The 20,887-nt window shown below is 60.6% G+C and carries 18 protein-coding genes; 13 read left to right on the forward strand and 5 right to left on the reverse strand.

The genetic code is table 11. The features are described from left to right. Positions 1 to 96 precede the first annotated feature (96 nt). Complete coding sequence (locus tag ABQM86_RS20290; protein ID WP_280624523.1) at positions 97 to 1,317, forward strand: MFS transporter; 1,221 nt, start codon at positions 97 to 99, stop codon at positions 1,315 to 1,317. Positions 1,318 to 1,421: 104 nt separating this feature from the next. Beyond that, positions 1,422 to 2,126 carry an SDR family oxidoreductase gene (locus ABQM86_RS20295; RefSeq protein WP_369745415.1) on the forward strand — a complete coding sequence of 235 codons (705 nt, stop codon included), beginning with the start codon at positions 1,422 to 1,424 and terminating at the stop codon, positions 2,124 to 2,126. Between the two features lie 82 nt (positions 2,127 to 2,208). Here the strand turns inward: ABQM86_RS20295 and ABQM86_RS20300 are convergent, their stop codons facing one another. Both ABQM86_RS20300 and ABQM86_RS20305 read right to left on the reverse strand, forming a co-directional pair. After that, positions 2,209 to 3,981 (reverse strand): heparinase II/III family protein, encoded by a 1,773-nt coding sequence (locus ABQM86_RS20300; RefSeq protein ID WP_369745416.1) that lies wholly within the window; start codon positions 3,979 to 3,981, stop codon positions 2,209 to 2,211. Positions 3,982 to 4,261: 280 nt separating this feature from the next. Then, entirely contained in the window at positions 4,262 to 5,086 is an 825-nt protein-coding gene (locus ABQM86_RS20305; protein ID WP_280624529.1) for an AraC family transcriptional regulator, read from the reverse strand. A 228-nt stretch (positions 5,087 to 5,314) separates the two neighbouring features. Here ABQM86_RS20305 and ABQM86_RS20310 point away from each other — a divergent pair, with 228 nt between their 5' ends. From ABQM86_RS20310 to ABQM86_RS20350, 9 genes are all read left to right on the forward strand, one after another. Further along, positions 5,315 to 6,061 carry an RraA family protein gene (locus ABQM86_RS20310; RefSeq protein WP_280624531.1) on the forward strand — a complete coding sequence of 249 codons (747 nt, stop codon included), beginning with the start codon at positions 5,315 to 5,317 and terminating at the stop codon, positions 6,059 to 6,061. After that, positions 6,045 to 7,190 (forward strand): glycoside hydrolase family 88 protein, encoded by a 1,146-nt coding sequence (locus tag ABQM86_RS20315; RefSeq protein ID WP_369745417.1) that lies wholly within the window; start codon positions 6,045 to 6,047, stop codon positions 7,188 to 7,190. The genes ABQM86_RS20310 and ABQM86_RS20315 overlap by 17 nt, the downstream gene beginning before the upstream one ends. Next, positions 7,187 to 8,200, forward strand: a complete 1,014-nt coding sequence (locus tag ABQM86_RS20320) for an ABC transporter permease (protein ID WP_369745418.1) — start codon at positions 7,187 to 7,189, stop codon at positions 8,198 to 8,200. The genes ABQM86_RS20315 and ABQM86_RS20320 overlap by 4 nt, the downstream gene beginning before the upstream one ends. 50 nt (positions 8,201 to 8,250) lie before the next feature. Beyond that, on the forward strand, positions 8,251 to 9,117 hold the full coding sequence (locus ABQM86_RS20325; RefSeq protein WP_369745419.1) for a carbohydrate ABC transporter permease: 867 nt from the start codon (positions 8,251 to 8,253) through the stop codon (positions 9,115 to 9,117). A gap of 89 nt (positions 9,118 to 9,206) precedes the next feature. Beyond that, a complete protein-coding gene (locus ABQM86_RS20330; RefSeq protein ID WP_280624536.1) occupies positions 9,207 to 10,841 on the forward strand; it encodes an extracellular solute-binding protein in 1,635 nt (544 codons plus the stop codon). An 80-nt stretch (positions 10,842 to 10,921) separates the two neighbouring features. Further along, the gene (locus ABQM86_RS20335) at positions 10,922 to 12,958 is read left to right on the forward strand and encodes a heparinase II/III family protein (RefSeq protein ID WP_369745420.1); all 2,037 of its coding nucleotides are present in this window, start codon (positions 10,922 to 10,924) and stop codon (positions 12,956 to 12,958) included. Between the two features lie 86 nt (positions 12,959 to 13,044). Then, positions 13,045 to 14,460 (forward strand): right-handed parallel beta-helix repeat-containing protein, encoded by a 1,416-nt coding sequence (locus tag ABQM86_RS20340; RefSeq protein WP_369745421.1) that lies wholly within the window; start codon positions 13,045 to 13,047, stop codon positions 14,458 to 14,460. Positions 14,461 to 14,561: 101 nt separating this feature from the next. Next, a complete protein-coding gene (locus tag ABQM86_RS20345) occupies positions 14,562 to 15,755 on the forward strand; it encodes a cellulase family glycosylhydrolase (protein ID WP_369745422.1) in 1,194 nt (397 codons plus the stop codon). A gap of 70 nt (positions 15,756 to 15,825) precedes the next feature. After that, positions 15,826 to 16,641, forward strand: coding sequence for an NAD-dependent epimerase/dehydratase family protein (locus tag ABQM86_RS20350; protein WP_369745423.1), 816 nt, complete (start codon positions 15,826 to 15,828; stop codon positions 16,639 to 16,641). On the opposite strand, the gene ABQM86_RS20355 is transcribed toward ABQM86_RS20350, so the two are convergent. The 3 genes from ABQM86_RS20355 to ABQM86_RS20365 form a co-directional block, all read right to left on the reverse strand. Further along, a complete protein-coding gene (locus ABQM86_RS20355) occupies positions 16,638 to 17,678 on the reverse strand; it encodes a LacI family DNA-binding transcriptional regulator (RefSeq protein ID WP_369745424.1) in 1,041 nt (346 codons plus the stop codon). The two genes, ABQM86_RS20350 and ABQM86_RS20355, sit on opposite strands and share 4 nt — an antisense overlap. Positions 17,679 to 17,705: 27 nt before the next feature. Then, entirely contained in the window at positions 17,706 to 18,635 is a 930-nt protein-coding gene (locus ABQM86_RS20360; RefSeq protein ID WP_369745425.1) for a ribokinase, read from the reverse strand. Between the two features lie 123 nt (positions 18,636 to 18,758). After that, positions 18,759 to 19,499, reverse strand: a complete 741-nt coding sequence (locus ABQM86_RS20365) for an ADP-ribosylglycohydrolase family protein (RefSeq protein WP_369745426.1) — start codon at positions 19,497 to 19,499, stop codon at positions 18,759 to 18,761. A 14-nt stretch (positions 19,500 to 19,513) separates the two neighbouring features. On the opposite strand from ABQM86_RS20365, the gene ABQM86_RS20370 reads away from it, so the two are divergent. Both ABQM86_RS20370 and ABQM86_RS20375 read left to right on the forward strand, forming a co-directional pair. Continuing rightward, positions 19,514 to 20,041 (forward strand): Gfo/Idh/MocA family oxidoreductase, encoded by a 528-nt coding sequence (locus ABQM86_RS20370; protein ID WP_369745427.1) that lies wholly within the window; start codon positions 19,514 to 19,516, stop codon positions 20,039 to 20,041. A gap of 15 nt (positions 20,042 to 20,056) precedes the next feature. Then, the gene (locus ABQM86_RS20375; RefSeq protein ID WP_369745428.1) at positions 20,057 to 20,869 is read left to right on the forward strand and encodes a sugar phosphate isomerase/epimerase family protein; all 813 of its coding nucleotides are present in this window, start codon (positions 20,057 to 20,059) and stop codon (positions 20,867 to 20,869) included. Positions 20,870 to 20,887 lie beyond the last annotated feature (18 nt).

Here is a 20,887-nt window from a genome sequence, read left to right on the forward strand (position 1 = left end):
CAGCATATCAGACAGGTCTGTCTAAATTATCTTGACTTTATTGAACAGACCTGTCTAACTAAAGATTCCAGACAACACCACTCAAGGAGCCTTCTCTTGACTCGTTCCGCCTCCTCAAAGTCGACATTCATCGGGCTGGCCCTGGTGTTCGCAGCGTTCTTTTTTGCAGCAGGAGCGCCCACACCCCTACTCTCCCTTCGCCAACAGGAGTGGGGCTTTTCGGCCGCCGCGCTGAGCATCGCCTTCTCCATCTACGCGATCGGCTTGTTGGCAGCGCTCCTCATCGGCGGGTCATTATCCGACCATTTGGGACGCCGTCCTGTCATGCTCATGGCCCTTTACGGCGAACTGCTTTCCATGGCCGCCTTCATCTTTGCCCCCAACATCGCCTGGGTGATCGCGGCCCGGGCACTGCAGGGTGTGGCCACGGGGCTGGCAACCAGCGCCTTCAATGCCGCCATCGCCGAACACGCACCTCCTCACCGCAAGAAGCTGGCCGGAGGGCTTACGGGTGCATCCGTAGCCGGCGGCCTGGGCATCGGGGCCCTGGTCACAGGAGCTGCGGTTCAATTCACGCCGGACGCCAACACGCTGATCTTCGCCATCCTTGCTGTGGTCATGATCATCGCAGTGGTTTACGTGAGCCTTACGGCGGAAACCGCCATCACCAGGCCGGGCGCCCTGCGGTCACTCGCCCCGCGGCTTGGTCTGCCTGCGTCGATTCGTCGCGAATTCGGAGCCGGCCTGCCCGTCCACATCGCCGGCTGGATGTTTCCCGCACTGTTCCTGGGGCTCTCGCCCGCTTTGCTCCGGCTTCAATTCGGACTGGAAGGCGGACTCATCGCAGGTTTCACGGCTTTTCTGGGGCCGTTCTCCGCAGCGGTGGCAAGCTTTTATTTCGCCCGGCATCCCGCCCGTCACAGCACCCTGGCGGGAGCGTCCCTGATCCTCGCCGGAATCGTTGTGGTCCTGATAGGACTCAGCGCACCATGGTTGCCTGCCATCTGGATTGGTGCGGTGCTGGGAGGCATCGGCTTCGGTGGATCTTTTGGCGGCCAACTTCGCCTGATTGCACCCTTGATTGAACCGCAGCAACAAGCGGGGGTATTCGCCAGCATCTATACAGCCGCATACCTCGCGTTCAGCGTCCCGGTCGTCATTGCCGGCCTGCTGGTTCCCGTGTGGGGACTGGTTCCTACACTCCAGGCCTATGCAGTGACCCTCTTGGCATTTGCTGCCTTAGGCGCCGTCATTCAGTTCATCCGCTTGCAGCAATCAACGGCTGAGGGTGCGCCGGAAAACGCGCTCGTCAACTAGATGCATCGTCGGATTGTGCAAAAGAAAGTGCCGCGGGCAATGGTTCCATGCCTGTTCCCAAGGGGAGACTGGACGGGACTATTCACACTAAACAGGAGTTATCAGTGCGCTCGGATCAGTTCAAGGGAATTCGCGTGGCCGTCACCGGAGCAACCGGCGGCATCGGAAGAGAGCTGGTTTCCGCCCTAGTGGAACTCGGCGCCGTGGTGGCCGCCACAGGTACCTCGGAAGAGCGACTGGCCGAGTTGGGCAGCAGCCAGGACGGCTTATTCACGCATGCGGCAGACATCACGTCCGAGGCTGACGTGGAAGGCTTCTTCAAGGAGATCCGGTCACGTTGGGGCGGCGTCGATGCCGTCATCAACCTCGCCGGGGCATCAATACCAGGCAAGGTAGAGGAAATGCCGGCTGCCGACTTCATGAAAATGCTGGAAGTCAACGTGCTCGGCACGTTCCTGGCCTGCAAGTACGCCATCCCGCTACTTACCGATAACAAAGGCCTTGTCATTAACGTCAGCTCGTTGGCTGGCTCACGCCCCAATGCTACGGCGCCAGGGTATTGCACAGCGAAAGCCGCCGTCTCCATGTTCAGTGATGCGTTGGGGTTGCAGATCAAGGACCGAAACCTCAGGGTGAGTAATCTTTCCCCTGGAGGAGCAGATACACCTTTCTGGGGTGACCGGCCTGTCAAGCGCGAAGCGCTGATGTCTGCCGCTGACGTGGTCTCGGCAATACTGTTCGTCCTCGGCACCCCGCCACACGTCGTCGTGCGTGAACTCAGCTTCGAATCCACCGGCCTTCCGCACTAACTGCAAAGAACCAACCGTAATGAATCACCCCCTCGCAAGCCGTGAGGGGGTGATTCATTACGTCGGGTAGTTCTTACAGCGTCTACTGCTGGTGGCGGGGCAACGCAAACCCTTGATTGGTTCGATGTTCCGCGCTGCCAGGAATAGCCCGGACCCGTAGCTTGGCGGTTGTGCCGGCGGGCGTTGATAAGCGGATGACGATGCGGCTCAGTCCTGGATTGGACGAATCCTGGAGCTCACGGGCTCCGGAAACGTCCTCCACCGCAACCGTAGTATTCGCCAAAGGTTCTACCGTCAGCGCCAACGACTCGCCGTCTTGTCTGAGCAGCAGTCCTTGTGGGGTCACACTCACTTCGGCCTCGGTGAGCCATTGCCAGGCTGCCTGGACGGGCTGGGGGCCGGTCGTCCACTCATCACTGATAAGGACCGAGTTGTCAGTATCCAGCAATACCGTCCGTTCAACCCGAGCGACCTGCCCGGTGTAGAGAGACGTCAGGTCCACCACGTTTGCCGGTGCTCCTGACTGAGTGGCCATCTCAGCAATTTCACCTTTGCCGGCAACATCCTGGGCCGCACCATTGAACCGGAGGATATTGTGCCCTTCAGGGCCCTCGCGGAAGGTATCCCAGCGGGTACTGCCTTGCGAATAGTCCCAAAGGGTGATCCCGGCAGCCCGCATCCTGTCATAGCTCTCCGTTCCCGGATCCACTGCCCAGCGAACTCCGTCTGCATCTAAAACGAAGCTCCCCACGTCCATGTGAGCATGAGAATGGTCAGGGGAACCACCCTTGACCGCAACGAAGGTGGCCCGTGGATCGGTCCAGCTTGACCGCATCACCGCTACTGGCAAGACTCCACCGGCTGTCCAATGATGCGAGCGCGTCTTTCCCGGGCCGGTCAGCTCTGGTTTCCACCATAGAAGTTCACATGGCAGAAGTCGGTTGGGGCGGAGTGCTATCTCGTCCTCTGACGACCGGGACAGACGTTGAATCACCGCCAGCTCGTCGACCGCCAGATCCAAGCGACCCAGTTCGCTGGCAAACCACAGCATAATAGGCTCGTTCTGGTTCTCAAGGTGGTAATCGGCGTAAGTGAAATCGAGACCCGTCGGTCCGGACATGTGGAGTTTGAAGTCGGCGGTTTCAAGGAATCCCGGCAGTTGTTCCAAGCCCCGGCTGTCTCCTGTTACAGAACGCAGGGCCTCGATCAGAATGACGTGGAACGAAGTCCCGTAAGCCCAGTAACTGACACCCTCCGGGTAAGACCCATCCGGAGCGTAAACCTTTCCAGCGATCGGCACGTTCCTGATAGCCCGGTTTACGATCCTTGCGGCGAGGTCAGGATCACGTTCCGCCACAGCCAAGGCGCCCACGCTCAGGCCGGCGTTGCAGACCTGGTTCCAGTTGTAGTCTCCATCAACCCAACCGTTAGTCCCCTCCACCGCATCCAGCGAAGGTTCCAGGGCATTCGTCCTGATCGCGGAGGCTATGTGATCCCTTTCCTCCTCCGGGATCTCGTCGTAAAGCCAGTCCAAGCCGATGCCCGCGGCCACCGCAGCTTCCCCAACACTCAAGAAGTGGCCGGTCCCCCAGTTCTTCAAAGCGCTTAACCTGCGAAGCTCGTCCCGCGCCCGTGCCAGGTACCGGGCATCGTCACTGAGACGGTAAGCCATGGCCAAAGCAAGGACGCGGCCCTGAACTTCACGCACGGGATACAACAGGATCGGGACGGATTCATACTCCACTGGACTCGCGATCAGGACCTTTTCGGCTATCTGAAAGATGAGCGCTTTGATCGCGCGGGAGACGTCGTCGTCCTGGGTCTTCAGGGTGGCAAATCGCGCCGCATCAGCCAAGATTCGTGGGTGGCCAGGCAAGAGTCGTAACTGCTCTTCAGAAATCGTGCGGCATTTGGGCGCAGCTTGTTTTGACATGACGTTGTGTCCTTGGGGGTACAGGAGTGTTGGGACGAGCCGTCGCGGGGGAGCGCAAGTCCCAACCCGAAGGAGGTGAGGATTTGCCCCGGCGGTGGGCGACGGCGTCGTTTCCTAGGTTGCGCCACTCAGGCCACTGTTGCCAGAGGCATCAGCGGAATGTGCAAAATAAAGTCCGATGGCAACTGATCGGAAAGCGATGTCAGCCCTTCGCCAAGCGCGAGGGGTTGATTCCTGTGACCCGCTTGTAGAGGCGACTGAAATAGTAGACATCCCGGAACCCCAACAGCCGGGCAGTTTCCGTGACATTGTGTTCGCCGCTGCTTAGGAACTCCGTGGCCTTGGTGATCCTTATGTGCTGCTGGTAGTTGGTCGCCGTCATGCCCGTCACTTTCTTGAAAACCACCCGGAAATGCGAGGGGCTCAGTCCGCTCATTTGTGCCAGTTCCTCGACGGAATAGACGCTGTGGTAATTCTCCAGCAAGTGGGCGGTGACTGTAGCTACGCGACGGGCATGCGGCGCCGACAGTGCAGGACGCGTGTACTCTTCAACGGCCCTCGAGAGAACAAGTGAGAGGAGGCCCCGGATCTGAAGCTGATGCCCCGGCTGTTTTGCCTCCCAGGCCACTCTCATCTGATAGAACAAACTTCCCACCTCGGCCGGCACGTTATGCGTGATGGGGGGAAGGTCCTTCAGCAGATTGGCCGACTCCTCATCCAAGGCTGCCAGCTGGAAGGCAGCAGACACAAAGTGCCACGGGTCATCACGGTCGCTGCGGCCCGTGTGCGGCATGCCTGCGGGCAGGAAAATCAGGGTCCCGGAGACTACACGGTGAGAGGTGCCATTCACCCGGTAATAGGCCTTACCGGACACGCAGTAGGCAAGAATGTGCGAGCGGGAATTGACGAAATCCTTGATTCCCCAAGCAGGGTTGGGGGTGCGATTGATCACGTAGTCCACGCCGGTAACTGCGCAGTCGTAGGACATGGCGATGCCACTGACAGGACCTTCCTGAAGCTCTTCCATACGCTCGTCTCTAATGGCTTTGTTCCAACCCTCATGTGGGCGACTGGCCTGTACATTAGCATGCTGCCCGCAGAAGCTGGAGCGTCGTCGAATAGTGCAAATTTACGGCACGGGAGGAATGGGAAAACCCACCCCGACTTCCTAGAGTTGATACCCAAGGAGCACGCCCCGGCGGGGTGAGTGAATCCACATTCGGCTACCGCAATCAACGACGAAAGGCGGACAAGCATGTCCCCGAACACCTTGGGCACCGACCCAGTACACGTCATGGAACGGACGGACTCGGAACGATCGGGCTCCGCCAAGCCGGCCGCCACGACCGCACTGTCGGACCGCGAACTTTGCGATCGTTTTGAAGTCATCCCTACTGCAGCCATCAACGATGTGCTTCGCAGCAAGGGCCTCATCCAGCAGGTCCTTCCGCCCAGCGTTGAGGGGCTTGAACCCAGCATGCGCGTGGCCGGCATTGCCTTCACCATCAAAGGGTCAAAGAACCTTCAGCTGGCAAATGAGATGGAAGAGCGGGCTGCAATGCTCGAGGCCATTCCGCAGGACGCTGTCTGTGTCTGGGATACGTCCAACGACGACGAATCGGCCCAGTGGGGCGAAGTCATGACCATGGCGGCGCAACGGCAGGGATGCCGAGGCGCCATTGTAGACGGCGGAGTGCGCGACACCGACAAGATCCTGGAACTGGACTTCCCCGTTTTCTGCCGCTACCGCACATCCAACGGCATGCTCGGCCGTTTCCGAATGTCGGCCTGGCAGGTGCCGGTCCGCATCGGACAAGTCACCATCCATCCAGGCGACATCACTGTGGGCGACATCGATGGAGTGATCATCGTCCCTCGCGCCCTCGCCGAGGAAACGCTGGTTGAAGCGGAACGGATCCAGTTCGACGAAATCAGCCTCAAGAAGATGATCACCGACGGCATTGCTCCGAGGGAGGTGGTGGAGCGTGGAGGTTACTTCTAAACTCCCAACCGAGCGGTTAACGAGCTTTGACGCCGCGTCCAAGACACCGCACCAGATCGCCGTCGGACTTTACAACCACTACAACGACATTGAGGAAATCAAGGCCTACTACGGTGTATTGGCGATCTACGGCCTGGCCCGTGCGGCAGTTGCAGCCACTGACGAGGCCCTGCTGGACAGGGTTGAAGAGATCGTCCGGCGCTTCCCCGACGAAGTGTCCCATCCTCACTACAACTTTCCCAGCTACAGCATCGGCGGAATCGCCCAGGCTTTTCTGAGCTCCATCGGCCGGACACCGGACCGCGCGGTGCTGCTGCGTGACTTCGCAGAAGAACTCATGACAGCACCGCGGAACGCTGAAGGGATCATCAAGCTCCCCGGTACAGATGATTCAATCTGGATCGACGCCGCCATGGCTTCCTCGCCGTTCCTCCTGTATGCGGGCCTGGCACTTGATGAACCCCGGTACGTTGACGAAGCCATCACCCAGTCCGTCAAGATGTACGATGCCTTCCTCAACAAGGACAACGGCCTCCTGCATCAGTGCCGGAGCTTCGTTGCCCCGGGAGTGCTTTCCCAGGATCACTGGGGACGCGGCAACGGGTGGGGCATCTTCGCCCTTGCGGAACTGCTCCGCGGGCTTCCCGTCGATGCCCCCCGCCGCTCTGAGGTTGAGAGCCGCTTCGTTGCCCTATGCACCGCTCTCCTCCCCCACCAGACCCTTCGTGGTTTGTGGCGTCAAGAGATTCCGCTTCAGAGCGCCTGGGAGGAAGCCTCCGGAACCGGACTCATCCTCTACAGCTTCGGCGTAGGCATCGAACAAGGGATTCTTACTGGCACGACGTGGGCCGACGCCGTGGTCCGCGGCCTCAACGGCCTGAGCGAATGGTGCATCAACCAGGACTATTCCACCGAAAACAGCTGTCCAGGAACCCTGTGTCCCGGCACCGGGGACAGCAAGGGAACCGTCCAGGCCTACGTGGAGCTGCCCGTACCCCACCAGGATGAGCACCACAGTTTCTCCGCACTGATCCTGGCCTTATCCGTTGCCCCGGTTGTGGGCGTTGAAGATCTTCAGCTGAGAGCCACTCCGCAAAGCACCGCCTACCTTCCGGCGATGACGTCATGAGCCTCCAGAAAACAGCCTCCACCATGGCCAAAGAAGAACTCCCGCCAGTAGACAAGACTAAAACCAGGCGCCCCGGGCCCTCAGCAAAGAACACCCAGCAGCCGAAAATTTCTGTTCGTAAAAGGCTGCGGCGGGACCTGACGCTACTCCTGCTGCTCACACCCGGCCTGCTGTTCTTCCTCATCTTCCAGTACTGGGCGCTCGGTGGATACGTCATCGCATTCCAGGACTACGTCCCGTTCCTTGGAATTGAAGGCTCCGATTGGGTGGGCCTGGAGAACTTCCAGGCGTTCTTCGGCGACCCGGCCGTCTGGCAGGCAGTCAGGAACACGCTGCAGATCTCGGCACTGCAGCTGATCTTCTTCTTCCCGGCACCGATCGCACTGGCGATCTTCCTCCACAGCGTTCAATTCGACTGGGCGCGGAAAATTGTCCAGAGCATCGTCTACCTTCCGCACTTCATCTCCTGGGTGATCGTGGTGGCGCTCTTCCAGCAGGTTCTGGGACCTGTAGGCGTTGTCAACGGATGGCTGTCCGACGCAGGCCTTTCAACCATCGACGTCATCGGCAACCCCTCGGCATTCCAGCCGCTGATGGTCGCACAGTTGATCTGGAAAGACTGCGGATGGGGCATGATCATCTTCCTCGCCGCCCTCTACCGCGTGGATGAGCAGCTGTATGAAGCTGCCGCGATCGACGGAGCCGGCTGGTGGCGGCGACTATGGCACGTCACCCTCCCGTCCATGCGCCCCATCATCGTCCTGCTCTTCATCCTGAAACTCGGGGACATCCTCACTGTCGGATTCGAGCAGATCTTCCTCCAACGCAACGCCGTTGGCCCCGAAGCTGCCGAAGTCCTGGACACCTTTGTGTACTTCTCCGGCGTCATTGACGGCAACTGGGGCTATGCCACGGCGGTAGGACTGCTGAAGGGCATCATCGCCGCAGTGCTCGTTTACCTGGCCAACAAGGCCGCCCACAAACTAGGAGAACAGGGGCTGTACCGATGAAAGCCTTGCTGAGCCGGACGATCCTTGCAAGAAGCGAGCGACCCGCGTGGATGAAAAAGCCGCATCCCGCCATCGTGGCGCTCAAGGGAATATCGCTGCTGATCATCGCAGCGCTGATCATCTTCCCCTTCCTGGTGGTGGTCTCAACCAGCCTTGCCAGCAAGGAAGAAGTGATCTCCAGCGGCGGCTGGGTTGTTTGGCCGCAGTCCATCAGCTTCGAAGCCTATACAACCATCTTGTCCGGCGGCGTCGTCTCCCGGGCCACCATGGTCAGCTTGGGGATCACGGTTATAGGAACAGCGTTGTCCTTGCTCGCGACGATCGGCATGGGCTACGCACTGGCCCGCCCCCACCTTTTCGCCGGAAAACCGATCCTGCTGATGGTGCTCCTGACCTTCCTGTTTACGCCCGGCCTTATCCCGACGTATCTGGTGGTCCAAAGCCTCGGACTGATCGATAACTACGCTTCCCTGATTCTTCCCGTGCTGGTCAATGCCTTCAACCTCATTGTGTTGCGCGGCTTTTTCCAAGGCATCCCGGAGGAACTGTACGAGGCTGCGCGCATCGACGGCGCAGGCGAACTTCGTACGCTGTGGAACGTCGCCCTCCCTTTGTCCAAGGCCGCCATCGCTGTGGTGGGACTCTTCTACGCCGTCGGGTACTGGAACTCGTTCTTCAGCGCCATCCTGTACCTCAACGACTCAACCCGATGGCCGCTCCAAGTGGTGTTGCGCCAGTACGTGCTGGAAGGCTCACCCCTTGCCGGCAACGTGTCCAGCGCCGAGGCAATGCTGAGCTCCCCCACATCCATCCAAATGGCCGTCGTGGTTCTGGCCATGATCCCCATCCTGTGCGTCTTCCCCTTCGTGCAGCGTCACTTCACCCAAGGCGTCCTGACCGGCGCCATCAAGTCCTGACCCACATTCCACTTCACTCACAACCTCGCGTTGAGAGCTTAACTTGCCCTCTCCACGTACTCGGATGAATCACATCAAAGGAGATTTCGATGAATCAGCCCTCCCGTAGAAGCGTTCTGCAGTTCCTCGGCGCCGGCGCCCTGGGTGCAGCCTTTGGCCCCGCACTGGTTAGCTGCTCCACCGGTGGCGGGTCAACTGCCAGCAGTTCCAACGTGGCCCCATGGCCTACGTTCGCCAAGGCGGTTGGACCTAAACCTGACCTTCCCAGCACCTTGGGCCCCAACGGCATTGATGGTTTTTTCAAGTACCCAACGGACTTGGCCCAGTCAGTGACAAAAACAGTGGGTGACGGCAGCAAGGTTTCATCGCTGATCCTTAGCTACAGCCCGCCGCCCAACCCCGCTCCCCAGAACATCCGTTGGGCGGCCATTAACAAAGCCACGAACACAGACATTCAGCTCAACATCGTTCCGGCCTCCGAGTACACCCAGAAACTATCCACCATCACGGCGTCCAATGACCTGCCGGACACCATGTTGATTCCTGCCTCACCGCCCATGCCGCGGGCCAAGCAGTTTGTGAAGGCCAAATGCCAGGACCTCACCGAATACCTGAGCGGTGACAACATCCTGGAGTACCCCAACCTGGCAGCACTTCCCCGCTACGCCTGGGAAGCCATGGGACGCATTGACGGCGGCATCTACGGTATCCCCAACCCGCGCGCGAGGGCCGGAGGGGTCCTGCACGTCAACCGGGACCTGTTCGACGCAGCCGGTGCTCCTGAACCGTGGACCAAGGAACAGTTCACCCAGTCCCTGCGTGACATCACCAAGGGCTCCACCTACGGCCTTGGTGCCTTTGCCGGCTGGGACTTCTCCCTGGACACGATGGCCGGTCCCTTCGGAGCACCGAACCAGTGGAAGGAAGAGAACGGAGAGTTCACGGCCACCCGCCAGACAGCAGAGTTCAGGTCCGGCATTGAGTTGGCACGCGATCTCTATAAGGAGGGGCTGTACCACCCCAGCTCCAACACGGCGTCCCAGAACGACATGATGAATCAGTACTATGCGAAGAATGTCGCAGCAGTGCCGGGCAACTTCATGAACTACGGCAACGGTACCTTCTTCGACCGGGTCGGGGGCAACTTCCGGACCGACATCGCAGTTCCTTTCGGTACGGAGATGCAGAGCTGGCTTGGATCTGGAATCTTCGGTTACACCGTGTTCAAGAAGGCCGATCCGGAGCGTATCAAGATGCTTCTGCGCCTCTGTGACTACATGGCCGCCCCGTACGGCACCGTGGAATGGGAACTGGTTCAGAAGGGTGTTGAGGGCCAGCACTTCAAGCGCACCCCTGATGGCCTGGAAATGACCAAACTGGCGTCCACCGAAAACGCGAACACCACCCCTGTTTCCTACATTGCCAAAGCCCAGGAATTCATCCAGGTCCCCAATAAGCCTGAAGCCACCAAACGTGCCTTCGAGGTTTACGAAAAGATCGTTTCCAACGGAACCGCGAATCCTGCGCTCGGCCTGGACTCCGAAACCATGGAGCGCGAAGAGTCTGACATCCTGCGCAAACTTTCGGACGTCAGCAATGCGGTCGTCACGGGACGCTCGGACATCTCCGCTTGGGACTCGGCAATCGAGGTCTACAACAGCGGAAGTGGAAAAAAGATCCGGGAAGAACTGGCCAAAGCGTACGCCGACCAGAAAGACGCCTAGCAAGAGGGCGGAACACCCCCCGATCTGTATCAGCCAGCTCCGGCCAGCTACCCCATCAACCTGTATAGGACCTTGGCAGAATGTCATTTGTAATCGATCCCGCCCCTACCTTTCGCCTGACCGGTCGACTCGATGTGGAAAAGATCGCCGCCTCGTGCGCTTCGAGCCCCCGCGCCGCCCGGATGGTGGACGTTCTCCTTGCCCGTGCCACCAAATGGTCATCCCAAGAGACAGTTAGTGACCCGGGCGAGCTGGCCGAGTGGTGGCATGTCTGCTGGGAACGGATCAGTGACGTGGCTTTTGCCCACGCGTACCGGCCCGATCCCGTTCTTGAAGGTTGGCTTCGGGGCGAAGTGCTGCGAATCTGCGCCCTGAGCCCCGATGAATGGGTGGGCCCGTCCTTCCGGGCTAAAACACGCCCCACCATTGCCTACCTCGAGACCGCGCACGTAGGGCTGGCTGTTGCCATCGCTTTGGAGCTCTGCCCGGAAATCTTCAGCCCGGCTGAGCGTCAAACCATTGAAGAGGCTGTGATCACCAAGGGCTTGGAACCCAGCCGACGCTGGCTCGAAGCGCAGGATCGGCTTCCGGTCCTCGGGGCTGAACCCGGCCGGGAACTGAACAACTGGTACATGGTGCTGCTGGATGGCTACGCAGCCATGGCCCTCGCCGTCGGTTCGGACCAGGACATCGCGACGCTTCCGGATCGCTTCAAGAAGACTGCAACCTTGTACCAAAGGGACAGCTACCCGGAATCCCTGCAGTATTGGGGCTACGCGACTCTTCATCTGACCCACCTTTACGAGTTGATGAGCGCAGCCGGGCTTCCAGGAACCGATCCTGGGCTACTGGTTCCAGCAGCCCGCAGCCTACCTTGGGTGGCCCATTCGGTCATGTTCTCCACCCAGGAAGGCCTTTGGGGTGAAGGCAAGCACCTGACCTTGCTCAACTTCGGTGACTCGGCCATGACCGGCCGGCCTCCGGCAGACTCACTACTCTGCATGGCACACCATCTTGAGGACCCGCAAGCAGCTGGCCTGGCCCGTTGGCTGTTCGAACAGGGTTACGCCGATCTTGAGTTGGCTCCTACCGATCTTGCCTCGTTCGGGTTCTTCAATCAGATCAGCTGGATCAGCTTGTCTCATCTGGCGGATGCGGCGGATGCCGTGTCGCCGGTGGCAGCAGGCCTGCCTGAGGTTCAGAGCTTCGCAGAAGGAACGGTGATTGCGCGGGACAACTGGACGGACACCCGAACTGTCGTTGCGGTCCGCAACGGCCACGACAAACTGCCGACGGCGTCACATCGCCAGCGCGATCAGGGCAGCTTTATCGCTGGTCATGGCGGCGAAGTGTTCTTCACTGATCCCGGTCACTGCTGCTACCGGCTGCGCGCCTACCAAGACGCCAAAGATAGTAGCGCCCACAGCACCTGGTCCTTCTCGGACCCGGCATCCGGACAAACCATGCACCAGAAACAGAGCCTCGGTATTGATGCCCTGGGCCTTCGCCGTGCGCCGGAAACTGTGGAGAACGTCTTTCCCGGCCCAGCTTCAGTGTTCGGCGCCGACATCGCGGACGCTTACGGAAAGCCGGTGACGCGTGCACAACGGACGTGGGTAACCTGGCTGCCTCATGTGGCGGTGATCGTTGACGACATCGAGACCGCAAGGCCCATGGTGGTCAACTCCCAGTTCGTCCTGAACAACCGGGACAACAAACTACGGACCAATCGCGCCACTGATACCCGGCTGGTCTTCCGGCGCGGGGATGCTGCAGTGAAGTTCTTCCAGCTCAGCGGCGAAACTGATGGGCTGGCGTCTGCGGCCCCCGTGGAAACAGAGCTCTCGGCATTGCATGACGTCTATGACCCCCACCCGAATGCCCCGGGGCAAGGCAAGGAAGGCAGCGGCCACGTGCACACCTTCTCCACGGCCACTGCCGGCACCCGTCACCGGGCCGTGTACATCATCATCATGGACCACGACTCACAGATTCAGAACTGGCACGCCTACGCCCAGGCCGACGGCAGCATAGAACTGGGACTGCCGGACCATACAAAGGTTCTGCTTCCCTTGACGCGGCTCCTCAAGGAAACGCCGGCGAAATCCGGCAAGTAACCCCTTCCAACCAACCAAACATTCCGAACTGCTCCTTGAATCAATGAATAAGTGCAGTCACTTGTGGCTGCCCGAAAGGACTACGCATGGAAAAGATCTCGAACGACACGTCAACGAAGATGAGTCCCGGACGGAGGGATGTTTTGCGGTTGATGGGCATTGGTGCAGCCGTGGGAGCGGTGGGCTTCACCATTGAGGAAGGTGCGCTGCTGACCAAAGCGGCCATGGCCTCCGCTGGACGTAAGATCTACGTCCGTGCTGACGCCGGTACAGGCCCTGACCATGACGGCAGCTCCCCGGAGCGGGCGTTCAACACTTTGCAGGCAGCCTCGAACGTGACCGAGCCCGGGGATACTGTCCTGATCATGAATGGCACCTACATCGACGACGGTGCCCCGGGGAACCAAGGCACACTGATCATCACCCGCTCGGGCACGGCCGGGCAACCGATCACCTACACCGCGTTCCCGAACCACACACCCGTGATCACAGTGACCCGGAACTCCTGGACCGGCATCAGGATCACCAGCGCCAGCTACATCACCATCGAAAACCTGACCCTGAGCGGACTCAGCGCCGGACTGAAATACGAAGACGCCTACGAACTGCGCCTCAAAGCCACCCCCACCTACAACGCGAACGGCATCGCCATCCAACCGGCCGCCGGGAACGCCGGCGGAGCCGGCTCCCACCACATCACGGTGCGCAACAACCTCGTGCACCACTGGCCAGGCGGCGGCATCGCAGCAACAAAGGCGGACTACCTCACCGTGCACGGGAACACGGTGCACTCCAACGCCTGGTATTCGATCTTCGCCAACAGCGGCATCTCCACCCTGGTCCCGTCAAACTTCGACTCCAGCACCGGGTACAAACACATCTTCACCAACAACCTCGTCTATGACAACCAGTCCTTCATTCCGTGGCGGCAGCAGGGAAAGATCTCCGACGGCAACGGCATCATCGTCGACTCCACCCTGGGCACCGAAGCCGGCGGCACCCGGTACAAAGGCCGGACATTGGTGGCGAACAACATCGTGGTCAACAACGGCGGCTCGGGCATCCACGCCTACAAAGCCAACGGCGTGGACATCATCAACAACACCGGCTATTTCAATTCTGCGAGCCCGGCCCTGGACTACGGAAACATCGGCGCCTGGGTCAGCGAGGACTGCAACGTCCTGAACAACATCTCCTACGTCCGGACCGGTAAATCCACCAACTCCGCCTACAAAAACATCAACGTCCTCTACGACCACAACATCTACTTCAACGGCCGGGCCCCGGAGGTCGTTGGTCCCAACGACCTCATTGCGGACCCCCTGTTAGTTACCCCGGCCCTAACCCCAGCCGACGCAGACTTCAGGCTGCAAGACGGTTCCCCCGCGATCGGCAGCGGCACCAAGAACCTGGCTCCAAAAGACGATTTCACGGGCAAGACGCGTCCGCCAGGACGTGGAATCGACCGAGGCGCCTACAGGGCAAACGGCTACGGGTCCTGACCTTACCGGCGCCGATGCCCGGTCCGGCAGGTAGCCCCACCGCCGGACCGGGCACTTCCTAATCCCACTCCGGGAACCTAGACACCGCGAAAGAGATCGACATGACGCAGGCAACCCGTTTCGGGGTCAACTACGTACCCAGCAAAGGCTGGTGGTACTCGTGGAGTGACTGGAACGACCAAGATTTCCAGGACGATTTCCAGGCCATAGCCCAGCTCGGATGCGACCACGTACGCGTGCACTGCCTTTGGCCGCTGCTGCAACCGAACCCGGGGATGGTGAGCAACACCATGCTTGATCGCCTTGTCCGCCTTCTGGATCTGGCCGAGGCCAACGGCATGGACGTCATCGTGACGGTTTTCAATGGCTGGCTTAGCGGATTCGATTTCCGCCCCTCGTGGCTGCACGACAACGTCAACATCTTCACCGACGAGGCCGCCATAACCGCTCAGCTGTCGCTCCTCGATTCGCTGGCGAAGCGGGTAGGTACCCACCCGCGTTTCCTGGGCTTCGATGTCGCCAACGAACCCTGCGTCCTGGCCACTTCAACAAAAAATGTCACAACCCAGCCGCAAGGGGACGCGTGGGTCCGGACCCTCCTGGACCATTGCCAGCAGCTTGCCCCTGGAAAATTGCATTCCGTTGGCATGGATCACGCACCGTGGCTGGCAGCCGACGTTCCCTTTGGTCGGCCCACGCTGGCCAACACCGGTGGGCTCACGCCCATCCACGCCTGGAGCTACTTCACCGGTGCACTCGAGCAGTACGGCCCGCTCGGTACCGGCACACTCCATCTGGCCGAATTCATGCTCGAACTCGCCAAAGCATTCCAGGACGACCCCACCCGGCCCGTCTGGCTTCAGGAATACGGCGTCGCAAACGACTGGATGACAGCTCAAGAACGCGAAACATACGTCGACAAAGCAACCCGATCCGCGCTCAGCGTCGCAAATCTATGGGGCATTACCTGGTGGTGTTCTCACGACATCAACAGAGAGCTCACAGGCTTCGTCGAACTCGAATACGACCTCGGCCTCCTCACCGGGGACAACCACGTCAAACCCACCGGCGCCCGTTTCGCGAGCATCATCGCCGAAGTCAAAGCGGGAAGCGTGGCCGAACCCCAACCACGCAATACGGCACTTATCCTTGACGACGACCAGACGCCGGACCTGACCTTCGCGGACCGCTTCTTCGCCGTCATCGACTCCGGCGAGTCCCCGGCGATCATCCTCAGAAGTAAAGCCAACGATGACCGCTACCTGGCCAGCCGCGGGATCACCGCCATAGTTTAATGGCATGCTGCCCTGAAGAAGCTCAAGTCCCGGCATCGAGACCTCAGCAGGTCCCGCAGAAGGAGGAACAATGCCACCGGAAACGATCGTCATCACTGGCGGTGCTGGGCGCATCGCTACCGCGCTGCGCCCACGGTTGAGGAAACCCGGCCGGACCATCCGGCTTCTGGATGTGACCGCACCGGAGGGACCGCTGGACGTCAACGAGGAATTCCACCATATTCCGGTCACCGACCTCGACGGCACCACCAGGGCATGCTTGGGAGCCCGGGCCCTGGTGCACCTGGGCGGGGACCCCTCGGAACGGCCTTGGGCCGAGCTTGTGGACACGAACATCACCGGAACATACACGGCCTTTGAAAGTGCGCGCGCAGCCGGCGTCCCCAACGTGTTCTTCGCCAGCTCACTGCACTGCGTCGGCTACAACACGTTCGAATCCGCAAGCCAAAGCCCGGTTGCTCCGCCACGACCTGACACCCTCTACGGCGTGACGAAAGCGGCAGGAGAAGCAATCGGCAGCCTCTACGCCGACCGCTTCAGCATGCGTGTGGTAGCAGCACGGATCATGGAATTCGGTGAACATCCGTCCGGGCAACGGCAACGGCTCACCTGGTTTTCCCACGACGACGCAGCACGCCTTGTAGAAGCAGCCATACAACTGGCAGAACCGGGCTTCCACATCGTCTGGGGAAGCTCACGGAACAGCAAAGGGACCGTACCCTTGGGACCCGGAGAAGCAATCGGGTTCTTCCCGCAGGACGACGCCGAAGACCACCTCCAGAGCATGGCTTCTTCTCCCAAGGATGACCCCAAGGACCCTAAAACCGAGCTCATCGCCGGAACGTTCATTGATCCCCAACACCCCATCAACACCGACTGGACTTAGGGAACGGTTCCTGGACACCCCTTAGGCGGGGCGCAACTACCGCCTACCACCAAATTTCCTTGGAAAACAAGGGTTTCCTTTGGCTCCTTGGGTGATGCGATCCTCGCCAGCAACAGCCGCACTGCGCTGGCTCCGATGTCTTTGAGGGGTTGCCGCAGGGTGGTCAGCGGCGGTTGCGTGAAGCGCGCGGACTGGGTTCCGTCGAACGAGACAATGGAAATGTCTTCGGGGACGCGCAGTCCCAGACTGCTGCAGGCGTGCAGGACCCCGTGGGCCTGCGCGTCGGAACTGACAAAAACGGCAGTGGGAACGTCGTATCCAGGCATCCGATGCTCCGGACTCAGGAGGCTGGTGGCTGCCTCCGCGCCGCCTTGAGGAGTAAACGCCCCTTGGGCCACCAGATCCGGTGAATGGGGCGCCGAGGCCCGCCGTTGCTGTTCCCGCCACCCTTGCACCCGGTCCTTGCTGGTTCTCAGGGGCCAAGGTCCGCTGATACAGGCGATACGCCTGTGGCCCCAGCTTTGAAGATGTTCGACGGCGGTGGCCGCACCCTGGATATTGTCCACGTGGACACAAGAGGTGGAATCTGTGTCGTCTACGCGGTCAACCACCACAATTGGCGGCAGCTGTTCCTTGTGTTCACGGATCTTCGCCAGAGCGTCCGAAGAGATCAGGAGCAGTCCGTCCACCCTTCGGTCAATCAAGGAGCGGACATGGGTTCTTTGCAGCTTGGCATCCTCGTGGGTGATCCCGATGGAAAGCAGATAGCCGGCTTGCAGAAGCTCGTGCTCAATGACCTCGGCCAGCTCCGCGAAGTAGGGGTTGACCGGGCTGGGGATAAGGAGGCCCACGTTCTTAGTGGATCCTCCCCGGAGAGCGGATGCCACTGCGTTCGGCCGGTAGTCCAGTGCTTCGATGGCTGCGTTGACCCGTGCCCGGGCTTCCCGGGATACCGGCCTGGGGCCACCATTGATGACGTAGCTGACGACTGCCGGCGAAACATTCGCCAGTGACGCAACGTCTGCTCGCGTCACCATGTCCTGCTCCTTTTTGACCCAGTTCTTCTAAGAATGACCAGCTGTCACCGACCCCAGTTCATCACGCATCGGGTAGGAAGACTGCGCGCCGAACCGGCCCACAGCGAAGCTTCCTGCTTCAACGCCCACGGTAGTTGCTTGCTCGAGGCTTGCGCCGGCTGACAGTTCCGCAGCCAAAGCCCCCACGAAAGCGTCGCCGGCGCCGGTGGTATCCACCACGGCGTCCACGGTGGGGGCTCCAACGAGTCCTTCCCCGGAGCTGTCGGACCAGCAGGCTCCTTGGGCACCCATGGTGATCACAGCCGAGCGCACTGAATCACGCAGGACTTTCAGGGCACGCTGTGCCGAGTCAAGATCGCTCACGGGAAAGCCAACCATAGCGGCGGCTTCGGATTCGTTGACGATGAGTGGATCGCAGAAGGAGAGGGTCGCCTCCGGCATCGCCTGATAGGGAGCCAGGTTAAGGACAATACGACTGTGCGCCTCCGCCGCCGCATCGATGGCCGCGTGGATGACCTCCGGCCTGATCTCCGCCTGCAGGACCACCACGGGTGGCAGGGTGTCTGACCCAAACGCCCGGCGGACCCTGTTCGCATGCAAGGCGTAGTTCGCGCCGGGGACTACTGTGATGGAATTTTCGCCGCTCTGGAACACGGAAACCAGGGCCAGCCCGGTTTGCTCGTGTGCCGCTATTTCCACGGCTCCCGTATCGACGCCTTCCTGGCGTAAGGCACGCAACAGGTTTTCGCCGTCTCTGTCGTCCCCGACACATCCGACGAACCGGACCTTGGCGCCCATGCGGGCAGCGGCCACGGCCTGATTGGCGCCTTTTCCTCCTGCGTGCTTGACCAGTGCTTTGGCCAGGACGGTTTCACCGGGTGCTGGTGGAACCACGACCTTGACGATGTAATCCATGTTCGCCGATCCCACCACCAGCACGGTGCTGTTGCTGCTCACGCTATGAACCTCCTAATCCCGACGAGGCAAGTCCGTCGATGAAGCGACGCTGAAGTATCGGGAACAGGATTAACATCGGTGCGATCATGATGATGCCCGCTGCGCTGATCAGGGAAAGTTCGGTCACTTAAGGCCGTTCACGGCGAGGCTGAACGTGCGCTCTGCGAGGTCGGAGATCCGTGCGTTGTCGAAGCCGAACAGCGCGGACCGGACCCTGTCCTGCAGGGGATCGATAAGGTGTGAGGGCAGCTTCGCCGTTCCCGCGAGGATTCCGGCTACGGAGCCGACGGTGGCGCCGTTGGAATCGGTATCCCAACCGCCCATCACAGTCAGTCCCACCGATCGGGTGTAGTCACCCTCGCCCCACAGGAGTCCGGCGACCACCAGGGCCGCGTTATTGACCGTGTGCACCCAGGAGTAGTGCCCATACAGTGACTGGATTTGCTTCAGGGCCTGGTCCCAATCAAGGCCATCCTTGTGCAGTTGCAGCACGGCGTGGATGGCCTCGGCAAGCCGGGATCCGGGCGGAACCACCGACAGCGATACCTTGATGGCGTCGGTGGCATCGTTGGAAGTGAAGGCGGCAGAGATGAGGGCAGCAGCCCACATCTCGCCGTAGACCCCATTTGCCACATGTGACAGTGACGCATCCCGGAAGGCCAGCTCGGCCGCCTTCCACGGGTCTCCGGGGAAAACATAGCCATACACATCACCACGGATTTGGGCGCCGATCCATTCACGGTAGGGATTGCGGTAATTGGCAATGTCCGGGCCCGTCAGGCCATTGGTGATATTGATGTACGCGGCTCGTTCTGCAGTGAACACTTGACGCAGCGGCAACAGGGCCGTCCAGGCATCGGCCACATGCCACCGCGGTTTTGGGTCCCATCGTCGAGGTCACTGCCACTTCGGTGAGTATGCTCCCGGAGCGCACTACCCTGTCCGGGGAAACGCTCGCGGTACCCACCCCTGACGGCTGGGTAGTGGTTGCACGTTTTGGCAACGGCGCCATCCTGCGCTTGACATGTACGTTCTTTGTTGACTCCGCGACCATCCCCCGGGCCGTGGAATTTCATGGCGTGGACGGTTCGCTGCGACTGGATGATTGGTTGCGGGCGGATGCAGGGATTCAGCGGGCAGAGTACGCCAGGAAATTTGCCGAGCTTGTCCCCGGCGAAGGCACTGCGGATGTTGACTGGTGCCTTGGGCTGGCTGACCTTGCCGCATCCATCCGGGAAGACCGCCACCACCTCGTCACAGCCGAGCATGCTGCACACGTAGTGGAGGTCCTGGAAGCCATCAAGTCTTCCGCTCAGGCCGGCACCCGTGTTGCCGTTGCTTCCACCTTCGTTTCGCCACTGGACACCGGCGACCCCTCCAACACACCCGCTTTCGCGGATAACTGAAAGGACTCTGACCACATGGCAAGCACACAAACATACGAGCTGTCCTACATGGGCGCCAACCTCGTTGCCCAACAGCTTGGCTGGAACATGACCGAAGGCTGGATGCAGGGCGACGACGCCGCCAACGCCTACTACCGGCCGATCGAAACGTTCGAAGAGCGCTTTGAGGCCTTCGTCGACGTCGCGGTTGATGCGGGCTTCAAGACCATCGATGTGTGGACGGGCCAGCTGAACTGGACCTGGGCCACTGAAGCCCATCTCGCCGCTGCCCGCCGCGTGCTGGACGCTCGGGGCGTTGGGGTCGCCAGCTACGCTGGAACCTTTGGAAAAACACCCGATGACTTCCAGCGCGCTTGCCGCGTTGCCGTGGCCTTGGAAACCACCATCCTTGGTGGAATGTGCGAGGCTTTGACCACGGACCGCCATGCCACGCTGGAGATCCTGCGCGGCTCCGGCCGCATTCTTGCCATAGAGAACCACCCGGAGAAAACTCCCGCAGAAGTTCTTGAGAAAATCGGCGATGACCAGGATGTGCTGGGCACGGCAGTGGACACCGGCTGGTGGGGTACCCAGGGCTACAGCGCTGCCGACGCCATCCGCGAACTGGGTGCTACGGTGAAGCACGTCCATCTCAAGGACATCAAGGCCGAGGGCGCTCACGAGTCGTGCGCACTGGGCGACGGAGTGGTTCCCATTGAGGGTTGCTTGAAGGAAATGGCCGCCATGGGCTACAACGGCCCGGTTAGCATCGAGCACGAGCCCGACACCTACGACCCCACTCCGGAGGTCATTGAGAGCAAGCGCCGGGTTCTCGCTTGGACTAGCTGAACCAGGCAGGAACCAGGA

The sequence above is a fragment of the Paenarthrobacter sp. AMU7 genome (assembly GCF_041200195.1).
Taxonomy (GTDB): Bacteria; Actinomycetota; Actinomycetes; order Actinomycetales; family Micrococcaceae; genus Arthrobacter.